This window comes from Vreelandella neptunia, assembly GCF_034479615.1.
Lineage (GTDB): Bacteria > Pseudomonadota > Gammaproteobacteria > Pseudomonadales > Halomonadaceae > Vreelandella > Vreelandella neptunia.
In genome coordinates this window covers 3,289,752-3,311,458 of the sequence record NZ_CP140255.1, presented here as the reverse complement: position 1 = coordinate 3,311,458, position 21,707 = coordinate 3,289,752, and the positions used below count along the sequence as shown (strand labels likewise).

Here is a 21,707-nt window from a genome sequence, read left to right as displayed (position 1 = left end):
AGACGAAGCGGGTAAAAAACTGGATAATGGGCCGCAATTCGCCTGGCGCGCTATGTGTTTAATAGCCTCGGCACACTCATTACTCGGGACGCCCGCTCATGGAAATCAAAGTTAACTATCTCGACAACCTCCGCCTGGAGGCCAAGTTCGACGATTTTACGGTTATCTCCGACCAGCCGATTCGCTATAAAGGCGACGGCTCGGCACCGGGGCCGTTTGACTACTTCCTGGCGTCGTCTGCCATGTGCGCTGCCTACTTTGTAAAGGTGTACTGCAACGCCCGGGATATTCCTACCGAGAATATTCGTCTTTCCCAGAATAATATCGTCGATCCGGAAGACCGCTATAAGCAGATTTTCAAAATCCAGGTCGAGCTGCCTGAAGATATTTCTGAAAAGGATCGCCAGGGCATTCTGCGCTCCATCGACCGCTGCACGGTTAAGAAGGTGGTGCAAACCGGCCCTGATTTCCAGATCGAGACGGTAGAGAACATCGACGAGGACGCCCAGGCACTATTGATGGGCGCGCCGGAAGGTAGCAGCACCTATATCGAAGGCAAAGATCTTCCCTTAGAACAGACAATCGCCAACATGAGCGCGATTCTGGCTGACCTGGGCATGAAGATCGAGATTGCCTCCTGGCGTAATATTGTGCCCCACGTCTGGTCGCTGCATATTCGCGATGCGGCCTCCCCCATGTGCTTTACCAACGGCAAAGGCGCGACCAAAGAGAGCGCCCTGTGTTCGGCGCTTGGCGAGTTTATCGAGCGCTTAAGCTGTAACTTCTTCTATAACGACCAGTTCTTCGGTGAAGAGATCGCCAATAGCGCATTTGTTCACTACCCAAATGAGAAGTGGTTCAAGCCAGGGCCGAATGACGAGCTCCCCGAAGGGATTCTCGATGAACACTGCCTTGATATCTACAACCCCGAAGGCGAGCTGTGTGGCTCGAATCTGATTGATACCAACTCCGGCCGCGAAGACCGCGGTATCGTGTCGTTGCCCTTTGTGCGCCAATCCGATGGCGAAACGGTTTATTTCCCCTCGAATCTGATCGAAAACCTGTTCCTGAGTAACGGCATGAGCGCGGGCAACACTCTGGTGGAAGCCCAGGTGCAGTGCCTGTCGGAAATTTTCGAACGGGCGGTAAAGCGTGAAATCCTCGAACAGGAGTTAACCCTGCCGGATGTACCGCAGGAAGTGTTAGCCAAGTACCCAAGCATCGTAGAGGGTATTAACGCTCTGGAAGCCCAGGGGTTCCCGGTGTTGGTCAAAGATGCCTCCATGGGCGGGCAGTTCCCGGTAATGTGCGTCACCTTGATGAATCCGCGTACCGGCGGCGTGTTTGCCTCCTTTGGCGCCCACCCGAGCTTTGAAGTGGCGCTGGAGCGCAGCCTCACCGAGCTGCTACAGGGCCGCAGTTTCGAAGGGCTTAACGACCTGCCGCTGCCGACCTTTAACTCACAGACGGTTTCCGAGCCTAACAACTTTGTTGAGCACTTTATCGACTCGGTAGGCGTGGTCTCCTGGCGCTTCTTTAGCGCCAAACCCGATTTTGAGTTCAGCGAATGGGACTTCTCCGGTAGCAACGAAGAAGAGGCTGAAACGCTATTTGGTATCTTTGAAGAGCTGGGCGCTGAAGTGTATATGGCGGTACACGAAGACCTGGGCGCACCGGTGTGCCGAATTCTGGTGCCAGGCTACTCGGAGGTATATCCCATCGAGGACTTGATCTGGGATAACACCAATAAGGCGCTGGATTACCGTGAAGATATTCTCAACCTGCACCGCCTCGACGACGATCAGCTCACCGACCTTGTCGAGCGGCTGGAAGAGAGCCAGATGGATGACCACGCCGATATCATTACGCTGATTGGTATTGAGTTTGATGAAAACACCGAGTGGGGCCAACTGACCATTCTGGAACTGAAATTGCTGGTTTATCTAGCGCTACAGCGCCATGAAGAGGCGCTGGACTGTGTGCAGATGTTCCTGCAATACAACGACAACACCGTCGAGCGCGGCCTGTTCTACCAGGCGGTGAACGCGGTGCTGGAAATTGTGCTGGATGATGAACTGGAACTGAACGATTACCTGCACAACTTCCAGCGTATGTTCGGTGAAAATACCATGGCCGCAGTAGTCGGCTCAGTTGAAGGCTCAGTGCGTTTCCATGGTTTGACACCAACCAACATGCAACTAGAAGGCCTTGAGCGCCATCAGCGCTTGATTGAAAGCTATAAAAAGCTCCATGCAGCTCGGGCGGCGAAAGCGGGCATTTAAGCGTCAATCAAAAACGATAAACCTACTTTGCTGGTACTAGGCTACCCGCAGAGTAGGTTTAATGCCTTAAATATAGACTTTCTCACCTTGATTGATACATGTGAAACGATAGCTAAGGGCTTTTCATGAAACATAGAATTATCTTCGCTATTCTTATGTCGTTTACGCTAACGCTGATCATGTCTGCTTGGATTACGTTCGTTAATATTGGGGCACATCCCAATTTCTTTAGTCTCTGGTTGCATGCTTGGTTATTAGCATGGCCAGCCGCGGGGATCATTGCGTTTATCAGCGGCCCCTTTATCCATAAGTTAGCCCACCGCATTGCCGAGAAGGTCTAATTGCGTGTGATGGATTCTGTTGCACTTGCTGATGCAGTGAGTTCAACAACTGCACTGTGATCAGCTTTCAATGCATCGCGACTTGGTAGGCTGCATTGAACTTGCCCGCCATATCCGCGAGACGCTTGTCTAGCGTCCATAACTGCGTATCGGGCGTGATAAGTGTTGAGGCAAGCAAGCACATGTCGACTAAGCCGCAGCCCAGGCCATAGAGCTTTTCACGTTCGATGAAAGCCATCACTTCCGACAAACTAGCCTGATGACAGGATCGCAAGAGGGCGACACTCTCTAGCGTTTGAGTGCGTGGGGAAGGAGGTGTCCCGCAGGCTAATTCAACCAACACCATGGGGTGGTTCAGTACAAGATCCTTTTCGATCAATTCGACCAGGGCATCGTTGCGTTTTCTGAAATGATCCACCCAGACCGATGTGTCGACTAGCACACTCATTGCGCTGAAGGCTCCTCGCGACGGCGGGGTATGTCGGGCATCTCTGGCGCAGTCCCGCCCAATGCTGCAAGGCGCCGACCGGCTTGTACGCGGACATAGGTCTTCATGGCCTCGCGAAAGAGGTCTGATGGTTTATCCATTCCCGGCTCGGCAAACGCCAATGCTTGCTCGTACAGCTCATCGTCGATGGTAACAGTGGTTCGCATCGTTCACTCCTGCCTAGTCGTTCACTAGCCTGCATCAATATTGATGTTATTTAACGTCAATTTGTGCATCTTCTCAAGCGGGCATAGCAATAACACCATCAGATGACTGCTCGGTGCATTCTCACTAGCGGTCATCATCTCGCGGGGCTGTACGGCATCCATACGCCTGATGCACTATGGTGCACCCACTGATGCAGCGAGTGCACACAACTGCACCGTTGCGCCAAATTTAATCCTGCCCAACGCTTGGTAAAACATTCTCCGCGGCGCGAATTCCAAAAGCGCGATAGCAAACGACGCGAATTCAAACATAACGCTAATACAAAAACGCGGAGAGAATTACATGCTCGATATGCTCAATGACCTCCTGTGGGGGAAGGTTTTACTAGTGCTGCTGGTGGGCGTTGGCATCGGTTTTACCGTTGCGTCCCGCTTTGTGCAGTTTCGTTATTTCGGTGAGATGTTTCGCATCCTCGGTTCCGGTCAAGCCTTTAAGCGTAATAAACACGGCCATTTAAGCTCGTTCCAGGCGCTGGTGCTCTCAGTGGCCGGGCGTGTCGGTGGCGGCAACATCGCCGGTGTAGCGGTGGCGATTACACTGGGTGGTCCAGGGGCGATTTTTTGGATGTGGTTGGTGGGTTTGATGGGTATGGCTACCAGCTTTTTGGAGTGCACCCTGGCGCAGACCTATAAAGAGGCCGAAGGCGACGGCACTTACCGCGGCGGCCCGGCGTACTACATCGTTAAAGGACTGGGAAAACAGTGGCGCTGGCTAGCGGCTTTTTATTCGGTACTGTTACTGTTGACCTTCGGTTTTGCCTTTACCGCGCTGCAATCCTATGCGGTGGCAACCTCTTTCGGCGATGCTTTCGGCGTGCCGGTGCTGTATAGCGGCATAGCTCTGGCCATGCTGGTCGGGCTGATTATTTTCGGCGGCATCAAGCGTATTGCGCGTATATCTGAGTTTCTCGTGCCCTTTATGGCGGTGAGCTATATCGCCATTGCGCTGCTGGTTATCGCCATGAATATTACCGAAATCCCTGGCGTGATTGTGCTGATTGTAAAGAGTGCCTTCGGCCTTGAGCCACTGATTGGTGGCGGTATTGGCGCGGCGATCATGATGGGTCTGAAGCGCGGTCTGTTCTCTAACGAAGCGGGCCTGGGCAGTGCGCCCAACGTGGCGGCAGTGGCCTACGTACCGCACCCGGCTAACCAGGGCATCGTGCAGGCGTTTTCAGTCTTTATCGATACCGTGATTATCTGTTCCGCCACGGCCTTTTTGATTCTACTCAGCGGTGTATACGACCCTGCTGCGGGCGCTGGCGTTGAGGGCATCGCTTTGACACAGGCAGCACTGGCTGATCATGTGGGTGAATGGGGCCGCACCTTTGTCAGCTTGGCACTGCTGCTATTCGCTTTCAGTACCATTCTCTACAACTACTACCTTGGCGAGAACAGCCTTAACTTCTTCAGCCGCGACAACCAGAACCTGTTTAACGCTTTCCGTGTGGCTATCGTGCTGCTGGTTTGTTGGGGGGCGACGACCGATTTGGGCACCGTGTTTGGCTTTGCTGATGTCACCATGGGCCTGCTGGCGGTGGTCAACCTGATCGCGTTGATCATGCTGTTCAAGTGCGGTCTGCGTATTTTGAAAGACTTCGATGTGCAGCGACGTCAGGGTATCAAACAGCCGATTTTTGATGCCAACCAGCATCCCGATCTCGACCTGGATCCAAAAGCCTGGGAGCTAGAGCCTGAAGAGGCTGAAGCGTTAAAACAGCGCCTGAAAGGCGCGCCTGCGAAGTAAGCAGTTACCTAGATTGTACTGATAAGGAGAGGAGTGCCATGCCCCGCGTACTGATGCTCTATACCGGTGGGACGATTGGTATGCAGCCATCGCCACAAGGTTATATACCCTGCGCGGGGCTGGCCGAACGCCTGGCGGCGCATCTGGCGCTGGGTGACCCTTACCGGCTGCCAGCATTTGATGTGATTGAGATGCAGCCGCTGATTGATAGCGCCGAGTTAATGCCCGAGGCGTGGAATCGTTTGGTGGCAGCATTGGAGACGCACTGGCAGGCTTATGATGCCTTTGTTGTGCTTCATGGCACCGATACTATGGCTTACAGCGCCGCGGCGCTTTCGTTTATGCTCGGTGCGTTGAACAAGCCGGTGATCTTTACTGGTTCCCAAATTCCATTGGGTGAGCCAAGAAGCGATGCGCTGAACAATGTAGTCAGCGCGCTGCAGCTTGCAGCTCACCCAGCGACACCTTGCGAAGTCACCCTGGCGTTTCACGATCGGCTGTTGCGTGGAAACCGGGCTCGTAAGGTGCGCGCACAAGGCTTAGATGCCTTCGACTCACCCAACTTCCCCTGGCTTGCCAAGCTGGGCATTGGCATTAGTTTTCCCCAACCCTCGGCGCTGCTGAGCGGACTACCCAACTTTGCCCCTATTGAAGTGAACCATGAAGCGGTAGCGGTATTGCCGCTGCATCCAGGGATGTCGCTGCGCCGTGCCAAGGCGCTGCTGGAGGATAAAACACTAAAAGGGCTGGTGCTGTATAGCTACGGGGTTGGCAACCCGCTTAGCTTTGAAGGCGAACTGCTTAATGCCTTGAAGACGGCTAACGAGCGAGGCGTCGCGCTGCTTAACGTCACCCAGTGTGCCCAAGGCGAGGTAGTGCAGGGCGCCTACGCCACCGGCGCAGCACTTAATCAAGCGGGCGTGATTGCCGGCAGCGATATCACCCTGGAAGCCGCCATCGCGAAGCTAACCGTGCTCATTGGGCAAGGTCTGGTGGGGTCAACGCTGGGCCAGGCATTGAGAGCGCCCATGGGCGGTGAGTGTAGCCGTTAAGCCAATCAGCGGGAAGAAATGCTCAGCGCGGTGACGGTTAGCAAGATGATCCCCATACCGACCATTTGAATAACGCCCAGGCTTTCGTTTAACACCGCTACACCAAACAGGGTAGCGGTAATCGGCTCGACCATGGCAACCATGGAGGCCAGCGCAGGTGCCGCATGCTTGATACCTACCACATACAGCAGAAAAGATAGCCCAGCGCCGAGAATGCCCAGCGCTACAAACAGCGGCAGTTCCAGAGCGCTGATAACGCTGACAGCTTGGTTAATGTCCGTTGGCAACAGCAGTGCGATGGCCAGCACGGTGAAGGCAACCGAAAGAATTGCCTGGGGGCTGCCATGGGGTGCGGCATATTTGAAACCAAAAATGAACGCTGCGTAGGAGAGCCCGGCAAGCAGTCCAGTGCCCACGCCAATTAATGAGAGACCACTGGCGCTGATGGCATACAACTTGGTTAACAGCACAATACCCACCATGACCAGCGCAATGGCCAGCCACTTGGCAGCGGTGGGGCGCTCTAGTTTGAGGGCAAATGAGACGAGATAGACAAAAACAGGGGCGCAGTACATCAAGGTGGCAGCGACCGCAACGTTGCCATACTCAATACTAAGAAAATAGAACGTAAAATTGCCAGCGACGCCCAGGCCTGCAACCACTGACCAGAACCAAAGCCGCTTGCTGTTCAGGCCGCTATGCCGGTGTTGAAGCAGCAGCCACCCAAGTGCGAAGAGAAGTCCTATAAACCCCCGATAAAATGACACGACGGCTGGATCCCAGCCGTCGTCTAACAAAATGCCTGCGATTCCCCCGGATATCCCCCAGCAGAAGGCCGCCAGCGCTATCAATAAACTGCTTGCGCCTGCCATATCTCACCTGTCGTCCTTGAACGGTAAACACTCGGGAGCAATGAATGTTTAAACGCATTTCTACTGCTTAGCGATGGCTCCTGAGCTACTGCCTGTAGACCTTAATGCGGCTCCCCTGAAAGGTAGACGCTGGGCCCAGTGAACGAAAGCCCGCGAACGCTAGCTATCCAAAAAACCAGTAGCACACCGCAATCGCCGTAGTCACGCCTGCCAAGTCGGCGACCAGCGCACAGCCTAGTCCGTGGCGAATGCGAGTAATGCCAACGGCGCCAAAGTAGACAGCCAATACATAGAAGGTGGTTTCAGTGCTGCCTTGCATAGTGGCGGCGAGCAACCCTGGAAAGCTATCGACGCCAAAGGTGTCCATGGTTTCGATCATCATGGCGCGGGCGCCGCTGCCAGAAAGTGGCTTTACAAAGGCGGTGGGCAGGGCATCGACAAAGCGGGTGTCCCAGCCAAAGCCTTCCACTATCCAGCGGATACCGCCTAAGCCAGCGTCTAAAACGCCGCTGGCGCGCAGCACGCCGACCGCTACCAGCATGGCAATCAAGTAGGGCAGCAATGTGATGGTAAAGCTCAGCCCCTCTTTCGCACCTTCGATAAAGGCGTCATACACCCTCACACCCCGTAACGCCCCGACCACTAAAAACATCATTACGATGCTAAATAGCGTCAGGTTCCCGACTAGCGTAGAGGCTGCGGCCAGCGCCTGGGCGGACATGCCTGCCAGCGTGGTGATCAGTAGCCCCAACGCTAGAGCAGCAGCTAATAAATAGGCTAGCACCACGGGTTGCCAGAGTTTTAAGCGCTGCATCAATGCCACTGCCAAAAGCCCCGCCAGACTGGAGGCGGTTGTGGCCAGCAAAATAGGTAAAAACACTAGGGTGGGGTCGGCGGCGCCTTGCTGTGCGCGGTACATAAAAATCGTTACCGGCAGTAGCGTGAGTGACGAGGTGTTAAGCACCAAAAACAGAATTTGCGCGTTGCTGGCGGTCTCACTGCTGGGGTTAAGGCTCTGTAGCGAGTGCATCGCTTTGATGCCAATCGGCGTGGCGGCGTTATCCAGACCCAGGATATTTGCCGCGAAGTTCATACTGATCAGCCCCATAGCTGGGTGGCCGCGGGGAACCTCTGGCATTAAGCGGCAGAACAGCGGGTCGAGCACCCGCCCTAGCAAACGAATCAAGCCCGCCTTTTCGGCAATCGAAAGAAACCCCAGCCATAGCGTCATGGTGCCCAGCAGCACCAGAATGATATCGACGCTTACCTTCGCCATATCGAACAGTGACTGCACCAGACGGGCAAAGACCTCGCTATCGCCCCCCACCAGCCACTGCCAAAGTGAAGCCGCAAAGGCAGCGATAAAGAAGCTTAACCAAATTCCGTTGAGCATGGGGAGTGGGCATCCTGGGCAGCGAAACGAGCGATGACGCCAATCCTACCGAATTCAGGTCGTTACAACACTAGTGGGGTTAAGACGCCTAGGTTATGCCATCACGAATAGTCACAAAGTAGCTTTCACTGCCGATCTGCCCGCCTTTTAAGGCGACTTCCAAACCATCAAAGGCTGGCTGGTCGCTATGAGCGGTGCAGAGCGGTGAGCCCGGCGTTTCCGGCAGCGGTAGGCGCGTGGTAAGGGCGTGTACGCCAAGTTGGCTAAGTGCATGGCTGGAAGTGTCGCCCCCAGCGATCACTATGCGCTGAAGCCTATAGGCTTCTACCATTTGGCGTAATAACTGACCTAAAGAGCGACCAATAAGGTGGCGCGCCTTTTCCCCGCCCTGATGCACAGCATCCGCATCGCTGTTTGGCCCCATGGCCGTATACACAATGACGCTTTTGTTCTGACTGAGTGCCTCGATAGCCTCTTTCAATGCCTTGTTCATGGTGTCGGCATGCGTCAGAGGGTCGATAAGTTTGACGACATCAATGGCAATAGCGCGAAACCCTCTGGTTTCCGCGTGTCGAATTTGCCGGGCAGTTACTTCAGAGCAACTGCCCGACACCACGGCAATTTGTTCAACCGCTCCAGGAGAGGAGAACAGCGGTGGGCTTACGGGAATGAGGGCCTGTTCTCGCCAAGTATCTACTAACGCATACTCTATGGCGGACGAACCCACCACATAGCTGCCAGCGGGCGAGCGCGTTCGCCATAGCTGTGCGCCCACTTTTACCTGATGGTTGCGGTTCAGCGTGTCGTAGAGCAATACGTCATTCGAGCGGCTTAGTTGGTCAACCTGGGAACCGGTATTGGCTGATTCGATGCACAGTACGTCGGCTAAACCGATGGAGAGTCGGGTTTGTTTAGCCAAATGAAGCCTTAAATCGGCTTCTGCCATGGGCGTTACTGGATGGCGGCTCATTACAGGGTGACGATCAATACGGTGAACCTCGCCATCGAAGGCGGCAAAATGTTGGCCAAAAACGGTATAGCGCTTTAGTTGAGGGGCACCGACCACCAGGGGCACGCAGCTTTGCGCGAACAGGGCTTTGCCTATTTCCAGCGCTTTGCCGATATTGCCAATATTCGGCGCGCTATCGAAGGTGGAGCACACCTTGTAGTGACACAGCGAGGCGTTAAGGGATTTCAACCATGCCAGGGCATTGGTGAGGTGTGTTTCCATCCACTCAGGTGATTCGCTGCGGCTGGTACCCGCTAGGCCAATCGCTAGGTAATCGGCAAAGGGAGCTAATTGCTCTTCGCTGGGCGGTGCCAGAAAAAGCACTGTTTCCACCCCGTTCAGGCTTAACGCTTCCATCACATCGGTCGAACCAGTGAGGTCATCGCCGTAATAGGAGAGAAGAAGAGGCGTGTTCATACGCTAAAGGTCTCCATGGCCTGGGCAAGTTCTTGGTGCTCACGGGCATAGGTTGCCAGCGGGATGCCCGCCATGGCGGCTTGCCACGCCTGACGCAGGCTGGCGACCCCGCCAGAAATGCCGCCGGGGTGGGCCATAATGCCGCCGCCACAGCAGTAAATCAGATCACTATTGCCAAGTGCCTGATAGGTATCAGCCACTTGGGAGGCGCTTTGCCCCGAAGAGAAGACCGGCATAATCTGATAACCCGCTGCAGGTGCTTCAAACATCGCTGCTTGGCAGGCGCGAGCGCTATTAATCACACTAGCGTCCTCTTCGCTGAATTTATTGCGTAGACCATTAACGTGGATATGATCCACTCCCGCTAGCCGCCACAGTTTATGGTAAGCGTCGAATGCCATCCCCAAGTGAGGTGAACGGCTTAACATGCCCCAGCCGGCGCGGTGGCCATGTAGCGCTACCTGGCAGTGGCGGCGTAAGTGCGCAACACCTGCTAAGCCAACGCTGTTAACAGCGACCATGACGCAACTGCCGCCAGCAGCCACCACGTAGTCATGCTGAGCGCGCATCTCGTCGATATCACCACTGATATTAAAGGCGTACATCACCTTTTTACCGGTGCGCTCAGCATGGGCGTTGATAATCGGCATGATGGCATCGACGCGCGCTCGCAGCGGGTTATGGGGGCCGTTGGCCTGCAGCTCGTCGTCTTTAATAAAATCAATACCTCCCGCCACAAGTTGCGCCACCATGTCAGCGGTTTCAGTCGGAGATAACCCCACGCTGGGCTTAATAATGGTGCCTATTAGTGGGCCGCTGGTAATACCGGTTAGCTGGCGTGTGCCCGACATCCCAAATTGTGGGCCAGGGTAGGCGCCTGCGAAGGCGCTGGGTAAGTCGATATCCAGTAGCTTCAGTGCAGAAAACTCTTTGAGCTCAAACAGGTTGCCCGCAACGGTAGACACTAGATTCGGCAGGGAGGGGCCCATGTTTTCCAGCGGCCAGGAGAGCTCCACTAGTGCGCGCTGAAACAGAGCGTGGCCTTGCGGCGCCAAATCAGCGCGCATGGGCAGCGAAGGTGCCCCTACCGCCTCCAGTGTCTCAATATTTTCGACGACGGCCCCATGGGCTGCCCTCAAGGCATCGGTTTCATTGGCTAAGCGAGTAAAAGTGCCGGACGACTGCTCACCGGCCATGACTTGAGCCGCGTGCTCAACCGGGTAGGGCGTCTCAATCAGGTAGCGGGCGTGAATGCGTGTGCTCATCAATTAGACTCCGGCAGTTCAAAAAAGGAGATCGCGCAGAAAAAGCGAGATCATCGGCACATAGGTAATCAGCATCAGGCAGGTGATGATGGTGAGTACCGGTGGCAACAAAAAGCGAAATAGTTGTTCAACGGGCAGCTTGGCTACTTGCGCGGCGGCAAAAAGATTCACCCCTAGAGGCGGGGTAAACATACCCAACGCTAAATTCACGACGATTACGATGCCGAAATGCACTGGGTCAATGCCGAACCCAATCGCAATGGGGGCCAAGATGGGGGCAAGAATTAAAATGGCGGCGGAGGTTTCGATAAACATTCCGACCACCAGTAGCAACATATTGATGGCTAGTAGGAAGGTGTAGCGATTATCAAAAGTGTTTTGTGCCCAGGCGCCGATGTCGCTAGCTAGTCCAGAGCGTCCAATTACAAAACTAAGAATCGAGGCCGCGGCGATAATCAGCATGATCGAACCTGCCGATAGCGCGCTCTCGCGAAAAATGCGCGGCAGATCACTTAGTTTGATGGTGCGATAAACCACCATGCCTAAAAACAGCCCATACATTACTGCCACCGCGGAGGCTTCGGTGGGGGTAAAGATGCCACCATAAATCCCGCCAATGATAATGACCGGCATTAGCAGAGCGAGAAAGGCACTGCGAAATGCGGGCCAGACGGGCGAGCGTAAATCACCATCCTGGGTGCCGTAGCCTTTTAAGCGGCACCAAATAACGACCATTACAATCAAGGCTAGCCCGATCATTAGGCCGGGGCCAAAGCCAGCGAGAAATAGCTGTGTAATGGAGGTTTCTGTGCTGACACCGTAGAGGATCAATGGTACGGAAGGCGGAATGATGATACCCAGTTCCGCGGAAGAGGCCTGGATAGAGGCGGCCATCGGTGGCGGGTAGCCACGGGCTACCATGGCTGGAATCAAGATGGCGCCGATGGCAAAGGTGGTGGCCACACTGGAGCCTGAAATGGCTGCAAACATCATGCAGGTAACCACACAGGTGCAGGCTAAGCCGCCCTGAATACCACCCACCAGCGAGCGGGCAAACTCGACCATACGAGTGGCAATGCCGCCGTTGCTCATGATATGGCCGGCTAAAATAAAGAACGGCACCGCCATGAGCGGAAAGCTATCCAACCCCACGAACATACGCTGGGGGACGACCAGAAGCGGAACGCTGCTGAAGAAATAAAGGCCAATCACTGCGGTTAAGGCGATGGCAATCGCAATCGGTATCGAAAGGGCAAACAGCGCGATTAACGCTGAGCCGATCGCCAGATTCATAGCGTTTCTCCTACATCAGTACGGATAGGACTCGTGCGATGCTGGCCGTGATGATGCTGATACTCGGCACAGAGCTGGCGCGCAACCACTGCGACGATGGCGACGGCGCAGCCAGTGGGTATAGCGGCATAGAACCAGGACATAGGAATTTCGAGCATGGCGATTTGCTGCCCAGAGACGCGCAAGGTGATCAGGTACCCCTGCCAGACAAGAATAGCCAACAGTGTTAATACGGCAGTGCACACTAAACGCTGGCCATAAATGCGCAAACGCGGCGGCAAGCGATCAAGGAAAAGGTCAATGGAGATCATGGCGCCATACCAAAAAGCCGCTGCGCTAACTAAAAACACGCTCCAGATAATTAATCCTCGCGCCAGGATTTCCGACCAAGCGGCTGGGTCGCCGAGAATAAAACGGGTAAAGACTTGGTACGAGACTAAGGTGACCGCAATGGCGAGGAGTATTGCGGCAAGATTATGAGTGAGCTTGATGAGCCCCTGGGCCAAGCTATTCAGTAGCGACAACATAAGCGTAAACCTCATCGTCGGGGAGAAAATGCCTCCCGAAAGGGAGGCATACAGCAGAGGATGGCTCACTCGGTTGCGCGGATACGCTCTAGTAGTTCACTGCCATACTGGTCGGCGTAGCGTTCGTAGGCAGGTTCGGCGGCGGCACGGAACTGCTCGTAGTCGATCTCGGTCACCACTTCCATGCCATGACTGCGAAGCAAATCAACGCCTTCCTCTTCAATACGCTGAACGGCATCGCGTGAGGTTTGGGCGGCTACCTGGGCGGCCTCTCGGAACCAGCCCTGCTGCTCTTCACTCAGGTCATCCCAGTAGATTTTGGACATTACCAGGGCCGTGGGGGAGTAAACATGGCCAGTCAGTGTCAGGTAATCCTGGATCTCCCACATACTATTCACGGTCAAAATGGGGATCGGGTTTTCTTGGCCGTCGATGGTGCCTTGCTGAAGTGCCGTAATGACTTCTGTCCAAGAAATGGGTGTTGGTGCGGCGCCCAAGGCTTTGAAGGTTTCCAGGTGCACCTGATTCTCCATGGTGCGAATCTTCATGCCTTCCATGTCTTCGGGCGTTTCAACAGGACGCACGCTATTGGTGAGGTGCCGAAAACCGTTTTCTGCCCAGGCCAAACCAATTAAGCCTTCGTCTTCGAATTCCTCCAGTAACGATTGACCAATCTCGCCATCCAGCACTTTATGGGCGTGATCGTAGTCGCGGAAGAGGAAAGGAAAATCCAGAGCGTAAACCGAGGGTACGAAATTGCCGATAGGGCCGGTGGAGGTTAGCGTCAGCTCTACTGAACCGATCTGAAGGCCTTCAAGCACGTCGCGCTCGCCGCCTAATGCACTGGCAGGGCGCAGATTGATTTTAAATTCCCCGTCGCTAAGCCGGTCAATCTCTTCGGCAAACGCTTGGCCCGCCTCACCATAGTGGGAGTTGAGTGGCGGCGTGAACGCTAGGTTCATCTCTTGAACTGCAAACGCTGAGGTGCTGGCGGTCAGTACAAGGGCTGAGGCGAGGGTGGCCGCAATGCTGACTGATATTTTGTTGAGCTTGTAAGAGGTCATGTTCTACTCCAGTTTGTTGTAATTAGCGGTAGAGCTGAGGTGTTTATGTCGCATTAACCCTAGGTAATACGCCGAATGCTTTCGGCAATTTCCTCAGGCTCAAATACGCGTTTCCAGTCATCGCGCATCAACTGGGGCTTGCCATTCTCAATTGCTTTATTGCAGGCATCGGAGAACACGCCGGGCTGCTCCTCGAAAATGACTGCCGCCAGAATATTCATATGGCCGAGCAAAAAGTCGCGCGCGCACTCTTGGTCAACGCCGCGGGCGACGACTTCATCCATTGCTTCGCGCATTACTACCAGCAGCGTGGCGCATACGGTTTCAGAAAGGCCGGGCTCAAGCAGTGCCATCTGCTCAACCGACACTCGATGCGAGCGAACCACCGGGGCATAGATGGTTTTCGCGATCGCTTCGCCTAATGCATAAAGCTCTTCGGGCCCCTGCATCAGGGCATTGACGATGTGCTGCTTAGCCTTGGCGCCGCCAAAGTAGTCACGCTTGGCATCTAGATCCGTTTCATCATTGAAGATCGGCGGGTGGCAAGGGTGCGTCACGAAGTAGACCAAGTCGTCACGGCTGGGCAGGTGGCCGGCAAAAGGAGCGGCGGCATCCAGGGTGATCACCATGGTACCGCTGGCCATCAGTGGGGATAACTCTTCCGCGACGCGGCCTACTAGCGTGTCGGGAACCGCTAGTATCACCACCTGAGCATCGGGAATCGCCTGGTGGGCATCTACGCAGCTAATCCCTAGGCCTTCTGATAGCCGCTGGCGGCCTGCGTCACTCAATTCAACGTGGCTGACGGTGTAATCCGATCGTTGCAGGTTGCTCGACAGGCGATAACCCATCTTTCCGCCTGCGCCGATAAGGGCAATGGTGGTCATAGTAGACTCCAGTAAAGAGGTTGCATGGCGTTAACCATGTATTGGCCGAGCTTTAAAAGAGGAGAGCTGATTGCTCGGCAACTGGTATGATGACATAATATCTATAGCAGTCTGTCAAATGCTGCTTTGGTCGTATTTAAGTAAATTTTGTCCCATTTGCAGTAGTGCAGCGTTAGACTGCTGACGCTCATTGGATAACCAAGCCGCTGTTTGGCTTGTGAGGAGAAATCGCCGTGCAACCAGCCCCTAAAATTACTCGGCGCAAGCTGTCAGATGAGGTGTTTGATCGACTGTATGAAATGATTGAAGCGGGCCAATACAAGCCTGGTGATACGCTGCCTTCCGAACGCGAGCTGATGGATAGCTATGGTGTGGGGAGACCGGCAATTCGTGAGGCGATGCAAACACTCGAACGTATTGGGCTTGTCGAAATAAATCATGGTCAGCGCCCTAAAGTACTGCAGCCGACGGCGGTAGGGTTGATGTCGCAGATCGATTTAACCGCTCGCCATATGCTCGCCAGCTCGCCACAGTCGCTTGAACAACTTAAAGAGGCGCGCACCTTCTTTGAACTGGGCATGGTGGAAAAGGCGACAGGTCAGGCTTCTGCGGAGGATATTGCTCACTTAAGAGAGCTGTTAGAGAAGCAGCGCGGGCATTTAAATGGCGATGCTCAAGCCTTTATCGAGGTCGATATGGCCTTTCATACCGCCATTGCCGGGATAACCCGCAATCCGATTTTTATGGCAACTAGCCAGGCCATGCTGGGTTGGTTAGCACGTTTTCACGCTAGTTTGCTGCACTGGGAGGGGAATGAAGATCTTACCCTGCTGGAGCATGCCAAAATTATTGACTGCATCGAGCAGGGAAATAAGGAGGCTGCTGTAGAGGAGATGCGCAAACATTTAGAGCGCGCACGACTGCTTTATTGCCTGAACGGTTAACCCGATAGCGAAAGAAAAAACAGAATTAGCGGCGGGGAGAGCAGTGAAAGGATAAACCCACTGACCACAGCAATGGGCACGCAGGCCACACCGCCGTGCTGCTGAATAACGGGCAGGGTGAAATCCATGGAGGTGGCGCCACCGTAGCCAATCGCCAGTGCAGTATGGCGGTGGATCACCAGCGGAATCAGGATAAATGCCAGCAGTTCCCGAGTCAGGTCGTTGAAGAACGCCACGCCGCCCATCAGCGGGCCTAGCTGGTCACCAATTAGAATCGCTGAAAGCGAGTACCAACCGAAGCCGGACGCCATTGCCAGGCCTTCGTTCCAGCTTAATGAGAGCAGTGGGGCGGCAGCCAAGCCTGCCAGCAGCGAACTTATTGCCAGCGTTACTGCAATCGACAGTCCCATGCGGTTGAGTAAGATCTGCCTGAGTGGCATACCGGAGTTGCGTAACTGGCAGCCGATCAGGGCTAGCAGCAGATAGAGCACCCATTCGGCCAGTAAATCTGCGCTGTTGAAAAGCCTTTCGCCCAGGTGTGGCCCTAGCAGCAGGCCAGCAATAACGCCCCCTGCCACCACGGCGACCAATAACAGCGACCCCTGCATGGCCGCTAGCTTACTGGTCGGAGCATTTTTCACCACCGGTGAGTTGCCTGCCTTAAGGGATAAACGACGTGATAGCCACCATAACGCTGCTAAATTAAACAGTGTGGTAATACTAAACAGTAGTAGCGCGTTGCCGCCTAGGCGCGAAAGTTGGCTAGTCAGGTTTTCAAGTCCGGCAAGGCTTATGCCCATGAACAGCAGAATCAGGTAAACCGAGCTATTAACTGCTCGGTTAATCAAGTTCTGTAACTGTGTGGAACGGACGCGAACCAGATAGCCAAGAAAAAGCGGTAGTAGAACAATCAATAAACCGGAAAGCATTTAGGGCGTCGCGCCACCGTTTGGGTTGAAGTTAGTTAATGTCAGCTGCGTTTCGCGGCGACCCTCTTTTCGATATACCGCAGAAAGAATCAGCCCGGGCCAGTCAGGGTGAAAGCTAATGGTTAGCAGGCGGTCGGGCTTCTCGATATCAATGAGCGATACGTTCAGTGCTTCAAACTCTCCTGCGGGAACCTCAATGCTGCCTGGGTCGGTAACGTAATATTGAAAGTGCTCATCGCGGCCTTTTTGATCAACAAACTCAATCGCGCAGGGCGTACTCTGTGTACAGTTTTCGTGCCCCGCCCGGCGGGAGAGATCAAACAGCGCCGTCTGGCGATCTAGGCTGGGAATATCACCTTCATTTAACTGGTAGCTATCACCTACGCCCAGTACCGAATAGCTGCTGCTAAAGAGCAGAGCGTTGGTGTCATCGCCATTGAGCGAAAAACGGCTGAACTCCTGACCGCGTGCCACGGTGATTGAAAAGCGCATATCGCTTAACCAGTGATTCCCTTCGTTAGAGAGGCGATGGGTAATAGTAGCCCCAGGCCAACCGCGAACCTCAAGCCGATACTGTGCTTCAAAGGGCCTAGGGGCTTCAAAAGACTGCGGCTCTTTGGACGTGTCTGCTGCTAACGCCATGTTGCTAGAGCACCAGACGGCAAAACTCAACCCCATCCCTGCGAGCACGCGGCTAGGCAGTCGTGCGAAAACATTGACCAAGGGCCTTTCCTCCATAAAGGGTATCTTCCTAAGAGCCTTTAGCCACTGCTTGGTTCCCAGCGCGCCAGTATAGCCTGGGCAGGGGGTGGCGTCAGTAACCTGCCTCTGGGTTGATAGTGGAGAGTTTTTCACCCGATTCAAAGGCATGCAAGTAAGCGATCACTTGGTCGATGGCATCGTTAAGCGGAGTAGGCGCAGCCATATGGGGTGTGATGATTACCTTAGGGTGCTGCCAGAGCGGGTTGTCAGTGGGCAGCGGCTCTTCCTGGAATACATCCAATAGCGCTCCACGCAGGTGACCCGGCTGTTTGCCGCTACCCAGTGCTTCCAATAGCGCCTGTTCATCAATCAAACTACCCCGACCAGGGTTAATCACACTAGCGCCTTGGGGCAGTTGGGCCAGCCGCTCGGCGTTGAGAATATGGTGAGTGGCGGCCGTATCGGGCAAAATGGTGATTAGGCTCTGCACTTGGCCGAGCAGTTCGCTTAACCCGTCGTCGCCGTGAAAGCAGTCCACGCCGCTGATCTGCTTGGGAGAACGGCTCCAGCCCAGCACTGGGAAACCTGCTTGCTGCAGGGCGCTGGCCACAAAGCTGCCAATGGCACCCAGGCCCAATACGCCCACCCGCCACTGGGATTTTTCCACCACCTCCTGTGGTTGCCAAGTGGCGTTATGCTGCTGAGTGGCGTAACGATCCATGCTGCGGTAGAAGTGCAGCACGCCGTACAGGGCATAATCGGCCATCAGCTCGCCCATGCCCGCATCACGTAATTTTACAATCGGCACGTCCTTGGGCAGGCCTGGGGTTTTCAGCAGATAATCCACCCCTGCGCCTAAATTGATGATGCCTTTGAGCTGGGTCTGCTCTTGCAGCAAATGGGCGGGGGCTTTCCAGATGGCGAGATAGTCGGCATCTTTACGCTCATCCGCTGGCGCCTCGCTGGTGAGTACAGTGGCTTGGGGCAGGGCTTCAGCAAGCGCTGCTTGCCACTGTTTAGCCTCATCGATATGCACAACAATTTTCATCGCGTTCACCTCCTGATAAAAGTGTCATCACTGCAAACTATCATGGTGAGCACTCAAGGTCGTTGCAAGCTCGCTTAGTGCAAATAACGATGCCGTATGCACTTTTTGTCATAAAGCCTTTGACCGCCAACCAAGGGTCGGTGCTAGTATCGGGTTAAGACGACATTGGCGGGCCTGCTGCAAGCGCGGCAGATTCAACCCCGACACCTGATCGGTGGTGGCCAGGTCGATCCTGTGGCCCAGCGTTGCGTGCCTATAGTAGGCAGTGCGTTGGTTCTTGGTGATCTTTAATGGCGAGTTGCCCGATGACTCAGGTTTCCCTGCCTTTCACGCGCGAAGAGTACGCTACCCGCCTGTGGAAAGTGCGTGCTGAAATGGCCAGTCGTGGCATTGACGTACTGATCGTCAGTGACCCTTCCAATATGGCTTGGCTAACCGGCTACGACGGTTGGTCGTTTTATGTGCATCAGTGTGTGCTGGTGGGCCTTGAAGGCGAGCCGGTATGGTTCGGACGGCGTATGGACGCCAACGGTGCCCTGCGCACCTGCTGGATCGATCCCGACAACATTACTTACTATCCGGATTACTACGTACAGAATCCGGACATGCATCCCATGGAGTACCTGGCCCAGTCGATCATGCCGGATCGCGGCTGGCATCTAGGCGTGGTGGGCATGGAAATGGATAACTATTACTTCTCCGCCAAGGCCTATTTAAGCCTGCTGCGCGAGCTTCCCCATGCACGCTTTATGGATGCCAATTCGCTGGTGAACTGGTGCCGGGCGATCAAATCGCCGCAAGAAGTGGCCTATATGCGCATTGCCGCCAAAATAGTGGAAGGCATGCATACGCGTATTCTGGAAGTGATCGAGCCAGGCTTGCCCAAGAGCAAGCTGGTGTCAGAGATTTACCGCGTTGGCATCGAAGGTTTTGTGGATGAGAATGGTAAAGTCTTTGGCGGCGACTATCCCGCCATTGTGCCCATGCTGCCCACCGGTAAAGACGCCGCCGCGCCGCACCTGACCTGGGACGACACGCCGTTTCGCAAAGGTGAGGGTACCTTCTTTGAGATTGCCGGGGTGTTTAAGCGCTATCATGCACCGATGTCACGCACCGTGTTTCTGGGCACACCACCAACGGATTTTATTCGCGCGGAATCAGCCCTGCTGGAAGGCATCGAAAACGGCTTGGCCGTGGCCAAACCCGGTAACCGCACCGCGGATATCGCCATGGCGCTGGGTGCCGCGATGGATAAATACGGCTTTGATCGCGGCGGCGCACGCTGTGGTTATCCCATCGGTATTTCGTACCCGCCCGACTGGGGTGAGCGCACCATGAGCCTACGCCCCTCCGATGACACTATTCTGGAACCGGGCATGACGTTCCACTTTATGCCGGGGCTCTGGGAAGAAAACTGGGGCTTGGAAATTACTGAAAGTATTTTAATTACCGATGATGGCTGCGAAACCCTGGCCAATTTTCCGCGCCAGCTGTTTGTGAAGTAGAGCTGATATAGCCGCCCGTAACAGAAAGGAAATTTTTCATGACGACGATGCGACCAAGTCCCATTTCCGCCACCGTTGATTTTGATGCCGATGGCGTGCAGCACGGCTTTTTAAAGCTACCGATTTCTACCGATGAGTCTGCCTGGGGCGCGGTGATGATCCCCGTGACTGTGGTTAAGAACGGCGAAGGCCCCACGGCACTGCTGACCGGCGGCAATCACGGCGATGAATATGAAGGCATCACCTCGCTGTTGAAGCTCTCTTCAACGCTGAAGGCAGAGGACGTGACGGGGCGGGTGATTATCGTGCCGTGCATGAATACCCCGGCGGTCATGGCCGGGAAACGCACCTCGCCCATGGACAAGGGCAACCTCAATCGCAGCTTTCCCGGCGACCCCAATGGCAGCGTCACGCCGCAAATTGCTGACTACTTCACCCGCGTATTGGTGCCGATGAGCGACGTGGTGCTAGACCTTCATTCGGGCGGCCGTACGCTGGATATTCTGCCCTTCGGCGCGTCCCATGTGTTGGATGATAAAGCGCAGCAGCAGGCTGCTCTGGAAGGTGCTAAAGCCTTCGGCGCCCCTTACGCCATGGTGATGTTTGAATTGGATGCAGAAAAACTCTTCGACACCGCCTGCGAGCGCCAGGGCAAAGTCTTTGTCGCCACCGAGCTGGGCGGCGGCGGAACCTCAACGCCCCAGAGTATCGCGATTGCAGAGCGTGGCGTGCGTAATTTCCTGATTCACTATGGCCTGGTAAAAGGCGAAGTGGAAATGCCCACAGGTGGGCAGATGTATCTCGATATGCCTGACGCCAGCTGTTACGTACAGAGCCAGCATTCTGGCGTGTTAGAGCTGTTGGTAGCGCTAGGCGACGAAGTGAAAAAAGGCCAAACCATCGCCTATGTGTACGACATGACCCGCAGTGGCACCGACCCGGTTGCTTACAAAGCCGAGCGCGATGGCATCCTGATGGCTCGCCGCGCGCCCTCGCTCATCAATATGGGGGATACCCTGGCGGTGATTGCCGATGTTGTTGAACGCCTGGAGGCGTAGCCCTCGGCATGATGAAACTTGACCGGTACGATCTGAAAATCCTCGACATCCTCTCCCGCGATGGGCGAATCACTAAGTCGAAGCTGGCCGAAGCGATCAATCTCTCGGTCAGCCCCTGTTGGGAGCGGGTAAAGAGGCTGGAAAAAGCCGGCGTGATCCAGGGCTACAGCGCGCGCATCAATAGCGAGGTATTGGTGCCGCGCAATGCGGTCTGGGTACAGATCGAGCTCAAACAACACAACGTGGACAGCTTTGCGCGTTTTGAGGCGTTGGTAATGCAAACCCCGGAAGTTACCGAGTGCGTGGCTGTGGGGGGCGGGGTGGATTACCTGGTCAAGTTTGAAGCGCGCACCATCGATAGCTATCAGCGTTTGATGGATAAGTGGCTGGTTTCTGAAGCCGGTATCGAGCGCTATTTTACCTATATCGTTACCAAAACCGTTAAGCGCGTTCCTATAGGTATTGATACCGACGATATTCTTTAATGCAGTTTTGGTTCCCTATCGTAAGCCCACCAAAAAAAAGTACTGCCAAACGCCCTCTGACAAAAAAAGTCTCGTGATAAGTCTCGGTTTTCAAAAACACTTCGTGGCTCCTCTCCGTTAACCTGGGGGCATTCGACAGCAAGGCTTATGAGCGCTTGCTGACAATGCCACAC

General features: G+C 54.8%; 21 protein-coding genes. 8 read left to right on the top strand and 13 right to left on the bottom strand.

From position 1 onward, the window contains the following. The first annotated feature begins 98 nt into the window (after positions 1–98). Entirely contained in the window at positions 99–2,282 is a 2,184-nt protein-coding gene (locus SR894_RS15430) for an OsmC domain/YcaO domain-containing protein (RefSeq protein WP_133729827.1), read from the top strand. Positions 2,283–2,407: 125 nt separating this feature from the next. Further along, positions 2,408–2,623, top strand: a complete 216-nt coding sequence (locus tag SR894_RS15425; protein WP_133729828.1) for a DUF2798 domain-containing protein — start codon at positions 2,408–2,410, stop codon at positions 2,621–2,623. A 67-nt stretch (positions 2,624–2,690) separates the two neighbouring features. Here SR894_RS15425 and SR894_RS15420 read toward each other — a convergent pair whose 3' ends face one another. Next, complete coding sequence (locus SR894_RS15420) at positions 2,691–3,071, bottom strand: type II toxin-antitoxin system VapC family toxin (RefSeq protein ID WP_133729829.1); 381 nt, start codon at positions 3,069–3,071, stop codon at positions 2,691–2,693. After that, entirely contained in the window at positions 3,068–3,277 is a 210-nt protein-coding gene (locus SR894_RS15415; protein ID WP_133729830.1) for a type II toxin-antitoxin system VapB family antitoxin, read from the bottom strand. The genes SR894_RS15420 and SR894_RS15415 overlap by 4 nt, the downstream gene beginning before the upstream one ends. 343 nt (positions 3,278–3,620) lie before the next feature. Between SR894_RS15415 and SR894_RS15410 the strand changes: the two genes are divergently transcribed. Together SR894_RS15410 and SR894_RS15405 are read left to right on the top strand one after the other, a co-directional pair. Beyond that, positions 3,621–5,084: an alanine/glycine:cation symporter family protein gene (locus tag SR894_RS15410; RefSeq protein WP_133729831.1), complete on the top strand. Its 1,464-nt coding sequence runs from the start codon at positions 3,621–3,623 to the stop codon at positions 5,082–5,084. Between the two features lie 38 nt (positions 5,085–5,122). After that, positions 5,123–6,136 (top strand): asparaginase, encoded by a 1,014-nt coding sequence (locus SR894_RS15405; RefSeq protein WP_133729832.1) that lies wholly within the window; start codon positions 5,123–5,125, stop codon positions 6,134–6,136. Between the two features lie 5 nt (positions 6,137–6,141). Here SR894_RS15405 and SR894_RS15400 read toward each other — a convergent pair whose 3' ends face one another. The 8 genes from SR894_RS15400 to SR894_RS15365 all read right to left on the bottom strand — a co-directional run bounded on the left by SR894_RS15400 (position 6,142) and on the right by SR894_RS15365 (position 14,863). Then, positions 6,142–7,008, bottom strand: a complete 867-nt coding sequence (locus SR894_RS15400) for a DMT family transporter (RefSeq protein WP_088698915.1) — start codon at positions 7,006–7,008, stop codon at positions 6,142–6,144. A gap of 163 nt (positions 7,009–7,171) precedes the next feature. Then, positions 7,172–8,401 carry a nucleoside recognition domain-containing protein gene (locus SR894_RS15395; protein WP_133729833.1) on the bottom strand — a complete coding sequence of 410 codons (1,230 nt, stop codon included), beginning with the start codon at positions 8,399–8,401 and terminating at the stop codon, positions 7,172–7,174. An 88-nt stretch (positions 8,402–8,489) separates the two neighbouring features. Continuing rightward, a complete protein-coding gene (locus SR894_RS15390) occupies positions 8,490–9,827 on the bottom strand; it encodes a four-carbon acid sugar kinase family protein (RefSeq protein WP_133729834.1) in 1,338 nt (445 codons plus the stop codon). Next, complete coding sequence (locus SR894_RS15385) at positions 9,824–11,092, bottom strand: ribulose-bisphosphate carboxylase large subunit family protein (protein ID WP_211594755.1); 1,269 nt, start codon at positions 11,090–11,092, stop codon at positions 9,824–9,826. Before SR894_RS15385 ends, SR894_RS15390 begins: the two co-directional genes overlap by 4 nt. Before the next feature lie 18 nt (positions 11,093–11,110). Continuing rightward, positions 11,111–12,385: a TRAP transporter large permease gene (locus SR894_RS15380; protein ID WP_133729836.1), complete on the bottom strand. Its 1,275-nt coding sequence runs from the start codon at positions 12,383–12,385 to the stop codon at positions 11,111–11,113. Further along, positions 12,382–12,912 carry a TRAP transporter small permease gene (locus SR894_RS15375; RefSeq protein ID WP_088698911.1) on the bottom strand — a complete coding sequence of 177 codons (531 nt, stop codon included), beginning with the start codon at positions 12,910–12,912 and terminating at the stop codon, positions 12,382–12,384. The genes SR894_RS15380 and SR894_RS15375 overlap by 4 nt, the downstream gene beginning before the upstream one ends. 65 nt (positions 12,913–12,977) lie before the next feature. Continuing rightward, positions 12,978–13,976 carry a TRAP transporter substrate-binding protein gene (locus SR894_RS15370; RefSeq protein ID WP_088698910.1) on the bottom strand — a complete coding sequence of 333 codons (999 nt, stop codon included), beginning with the start codon at positions 13,974–13,976 and terminating at the stop codon, positions 12,978–12,980. A gap of 59 nt (positions 13,977–14,035) precedes the next feature. Next, on the bottom strand, positions 14,036–14,863 hold the full coding sequence (locus SR894_RS15365; RefSeq protein ID WP_133729837.1) for a phosphogluconate dehydrogenase C-terminal domain-containing protein: 828 nt from the start codon (positions 14,861–14,863) through the stop codon (positions 14,036–14,038). Positions 14,864–15,096: 233 nt separating this feature from the next. Between SR894_RS15365 and SR894_RS15360 the strand changes: the two genes are divergently transcribed. Continuing rightward, positions 15,097–15,807 (top strand): transcriptional regulator NanR, encoded by a 711-nt coding sequence (locus tag SR894_RS15360; protein ID WP_133729838.1) that lies wholly within the window; start codon positions 15,097–15,099, stop codon positions 15,805–15,807. Here the strand turns inward: SR894_RS15360 and SR894_RS15355 are convergent. The 3 genes from SR894_RS15355 to SR894_RS15345 form a co-directional block, all read right to left on the bottom strand. Further along, the gene (locus SR894_RS15355) at positions 15,804–16,736 is read right to left on the bottom strand and encodes a LysO family transporter (RefSeq protein WP_133729839.1); all 933 of its coding nucleotides are present in this window, start codon (positions 16,734–16,736) and stop codon (positions 15,804–15,806) included. The two genes, SR894_RS15360 and SR894_RS15355, sit on opposite strands and share 4 nt — an antisense overlap. Further along, complete coding sequence (locus SR894_RS15350) at positions 16,737–17,459, bottom strand: hypothetical protein (protein WP_244286454.1); 723 nt, start codon at positions 17,457–17,459, stop codon at positions 16,737–16,739. Between the two features lie 91 nt (positions 17,460–17,550). Next, a complete protein-coding gene (locus SR894_RS15345) occupies positions 17,551–18,486 on the bottom strand; it encodes a 2-hydroxyacid dehydrogenase (RefSeq protein ID WP_133729840.1) in 936 nt (311 codons plus the stop codon). A gap of 305 nt (positions 18,487–18,791) precedes the next feature. Between SR894_RS15345 and doeA the strand changes: the two genes are divergently transcribed. Genes doeA through SR894_RS15330 form a run of 3 tightly spaced genes read left to right on the top strand, consistent with a single transcriptional unit; the run spans position 18,792 to position 21,534 of the window. Continuing rightward, positions 18,792–19,991 carry an ectoine hydrolase DoeA gene (gene doeA, locus SR894_RS15340; protein WP_133729841.1) on the top strand — a complete coding sequence of 400 codons (1,200 nt, stop codon included), beginning with the start codon at positions 18,792–18,794 and terminating at the stop codon, positions 19,989–19,991. Positions 19,992–20,029: 38 nt separating this feature from the next. Next, positions 20,030–21,049: a N(2)-acetyl-L-2,4-diaminobutanoate deacetylase DoeB gene (gene doeB / locus SR894_RS15335; protein WP_133729842.1), complete on the top strand. Its 1,020-nt coding sequence runs from the start codon at positions 20,030–20,032 to the stop codon at positions 21,047–21,049. 8 nt (positions 21,050–21,057) lie between these two features. Continuing rightward, positions 21,058–21,534, top strand: coding sequence for an Lrp/AsnC family transcriptional regulator (locus tag SR894_RS15330; protein ID WP_133729843.1), 477 nt, complete (start codon positions 21,058–21,060; stop codon positions 21,532–21,534). The last annotated feature ends 173 nt before the right edge of the window (positions 21,535–21,707 follow it).

Excerpts from the sequence above, each read along its gene's own strand:
- SR894_RS15365 (WP_133729837.1), bottom strand. The coding sequence starts at position 14,863 with ATGACCACCATTGCCCTTATCGGCGCAGGCGGAAAGATGGGTTATCGC.
- doeB (WP_133729842.1), top strand. The coding sequence starts at position 20,030 with ATGACGACGATGCGACCAAGTCCCATTTCCGCCACCGTTGATTTTGAT.
- SR894_RS15380 (WP_133729836.1), bottom strand. The coding sequence starts at position 12,385 with ATGAATCTGGCGATCGGCTCAGCGTTAATCGCGCTGTTTGCCCTTTCG.
- SR894_RS15390 (WP_133729834.1), bottom strand. The coding sequence starts at position 9,827 with ATGAACACGCCTCTTCTTCTCTCCTATTACGGCGATGACCTCACTGGT.
- SR894_RS15415 (WP_133729830.1), bottom strand. The coding sequence starts at position 3,277 with ATGCGAACCACTGTTACCATCGACGATGAGCTGTACGAGCAAGCATTG.
- SR894_RS15370 (WP_088698910.1), bottom strand. The coding sequence starts at position 13,976 with ATGACCTCTTACAAGCTCAACAAAATATCAGTCAGCATTGCGGCCACC.
- SR894_RS15330 (WP_133729843.1), top strand. The coding sequence starts at position 21,058 with ATGATGAAACTTGACCGGTACGATCTGAAAATCCTCGACATCCTCTCC.
- SR894_RS15395 (WP_133729833.1), bottom strand. The coding sequence starts at position 8,401 with ATGCTCAACGGAATTTGGTTAAGCTTCTTTATCGCTGCCTTTGCGGCT.
- SR894_RS15345 (WP_133729840.1), bottom strand. The coding sequence starts at position 18,486 with ATGAAAATTGTTGTGCATATCGATGAGGCTAAACAGTGGCAAGCAGCG.
- SR894_RS15355 (WP_133729839.1), bottom strand. The coding sequence starts at position 16,736 with ATGCTTTCCGGTTTATTGATTGTTCTACTACCGCTTTTTCTTGGCTAT.
- SR894_RS15375 (WP_088698911.1), bottom strand. The coding sequence starts at position 12,912 with ATGTTGTCGCTACTGAATAGCTTGGCCCAGGGGCTCATCAAGCTCACT.
- SR894_RS15400 (WP_088698915.1), bottom strand. The coding sequence starts at position 7,008 with ATGGCAGGCGCAAGCAGTTTATTGATAGCGCTGGCGGCCTTCTGCTGG.
- SR894_RS15385 (WP_211594755.1), bottom strand. The coding sequence starts at position 11,092 with ATGAGCACACGCATTCACGCCCGCTACCTGATTGAGACGCCCTACCCG.
- SR894_RS15410 (WP_133729831.1), top strand. The coding sequence starts at position 3,621 with ATGCTCGATATGCTCAATGACCTCCTGTGGGGGAAGGTTTTACTAGTG.
- SR894_RS15405 (WP_133729832.1), top strand. The coding sequence starts at position 5,123 with ATGCCCCGCGTACTGATGCTCTATACCGGTGGGACGATTGGTATGCAG.
- SR894_RS15430 (WP_133729827.1), top strand. The coding sequence starts at position 99 with ATGGAAATCAAAGTTAACTATCTCGACAACCTCCGCCTGGAGGCCAAG.
- SR894_RS15420 (WP_133729829.1), bottom strand. The coding sequence starts at position 3,071 with ATGAGTGTGCTAGTCGACACATCGGTCTGGGTGGATCATTTCAGAAAA.
- SR894_RS15425 (WP_133729828.1), top strand. The coding sequence starts at position 2,408 with ATGAAACATAGAATTATCTTCGCTATTCTTATGTCGTTTACGCTAACG.
- doeA (WP_133729841.1), top strand. The coding sequence starts at position 18,792 with ATGACTCAGGTTTCCCTGCCTTTCACGCGCGAAGAGTACGCTACCCGC.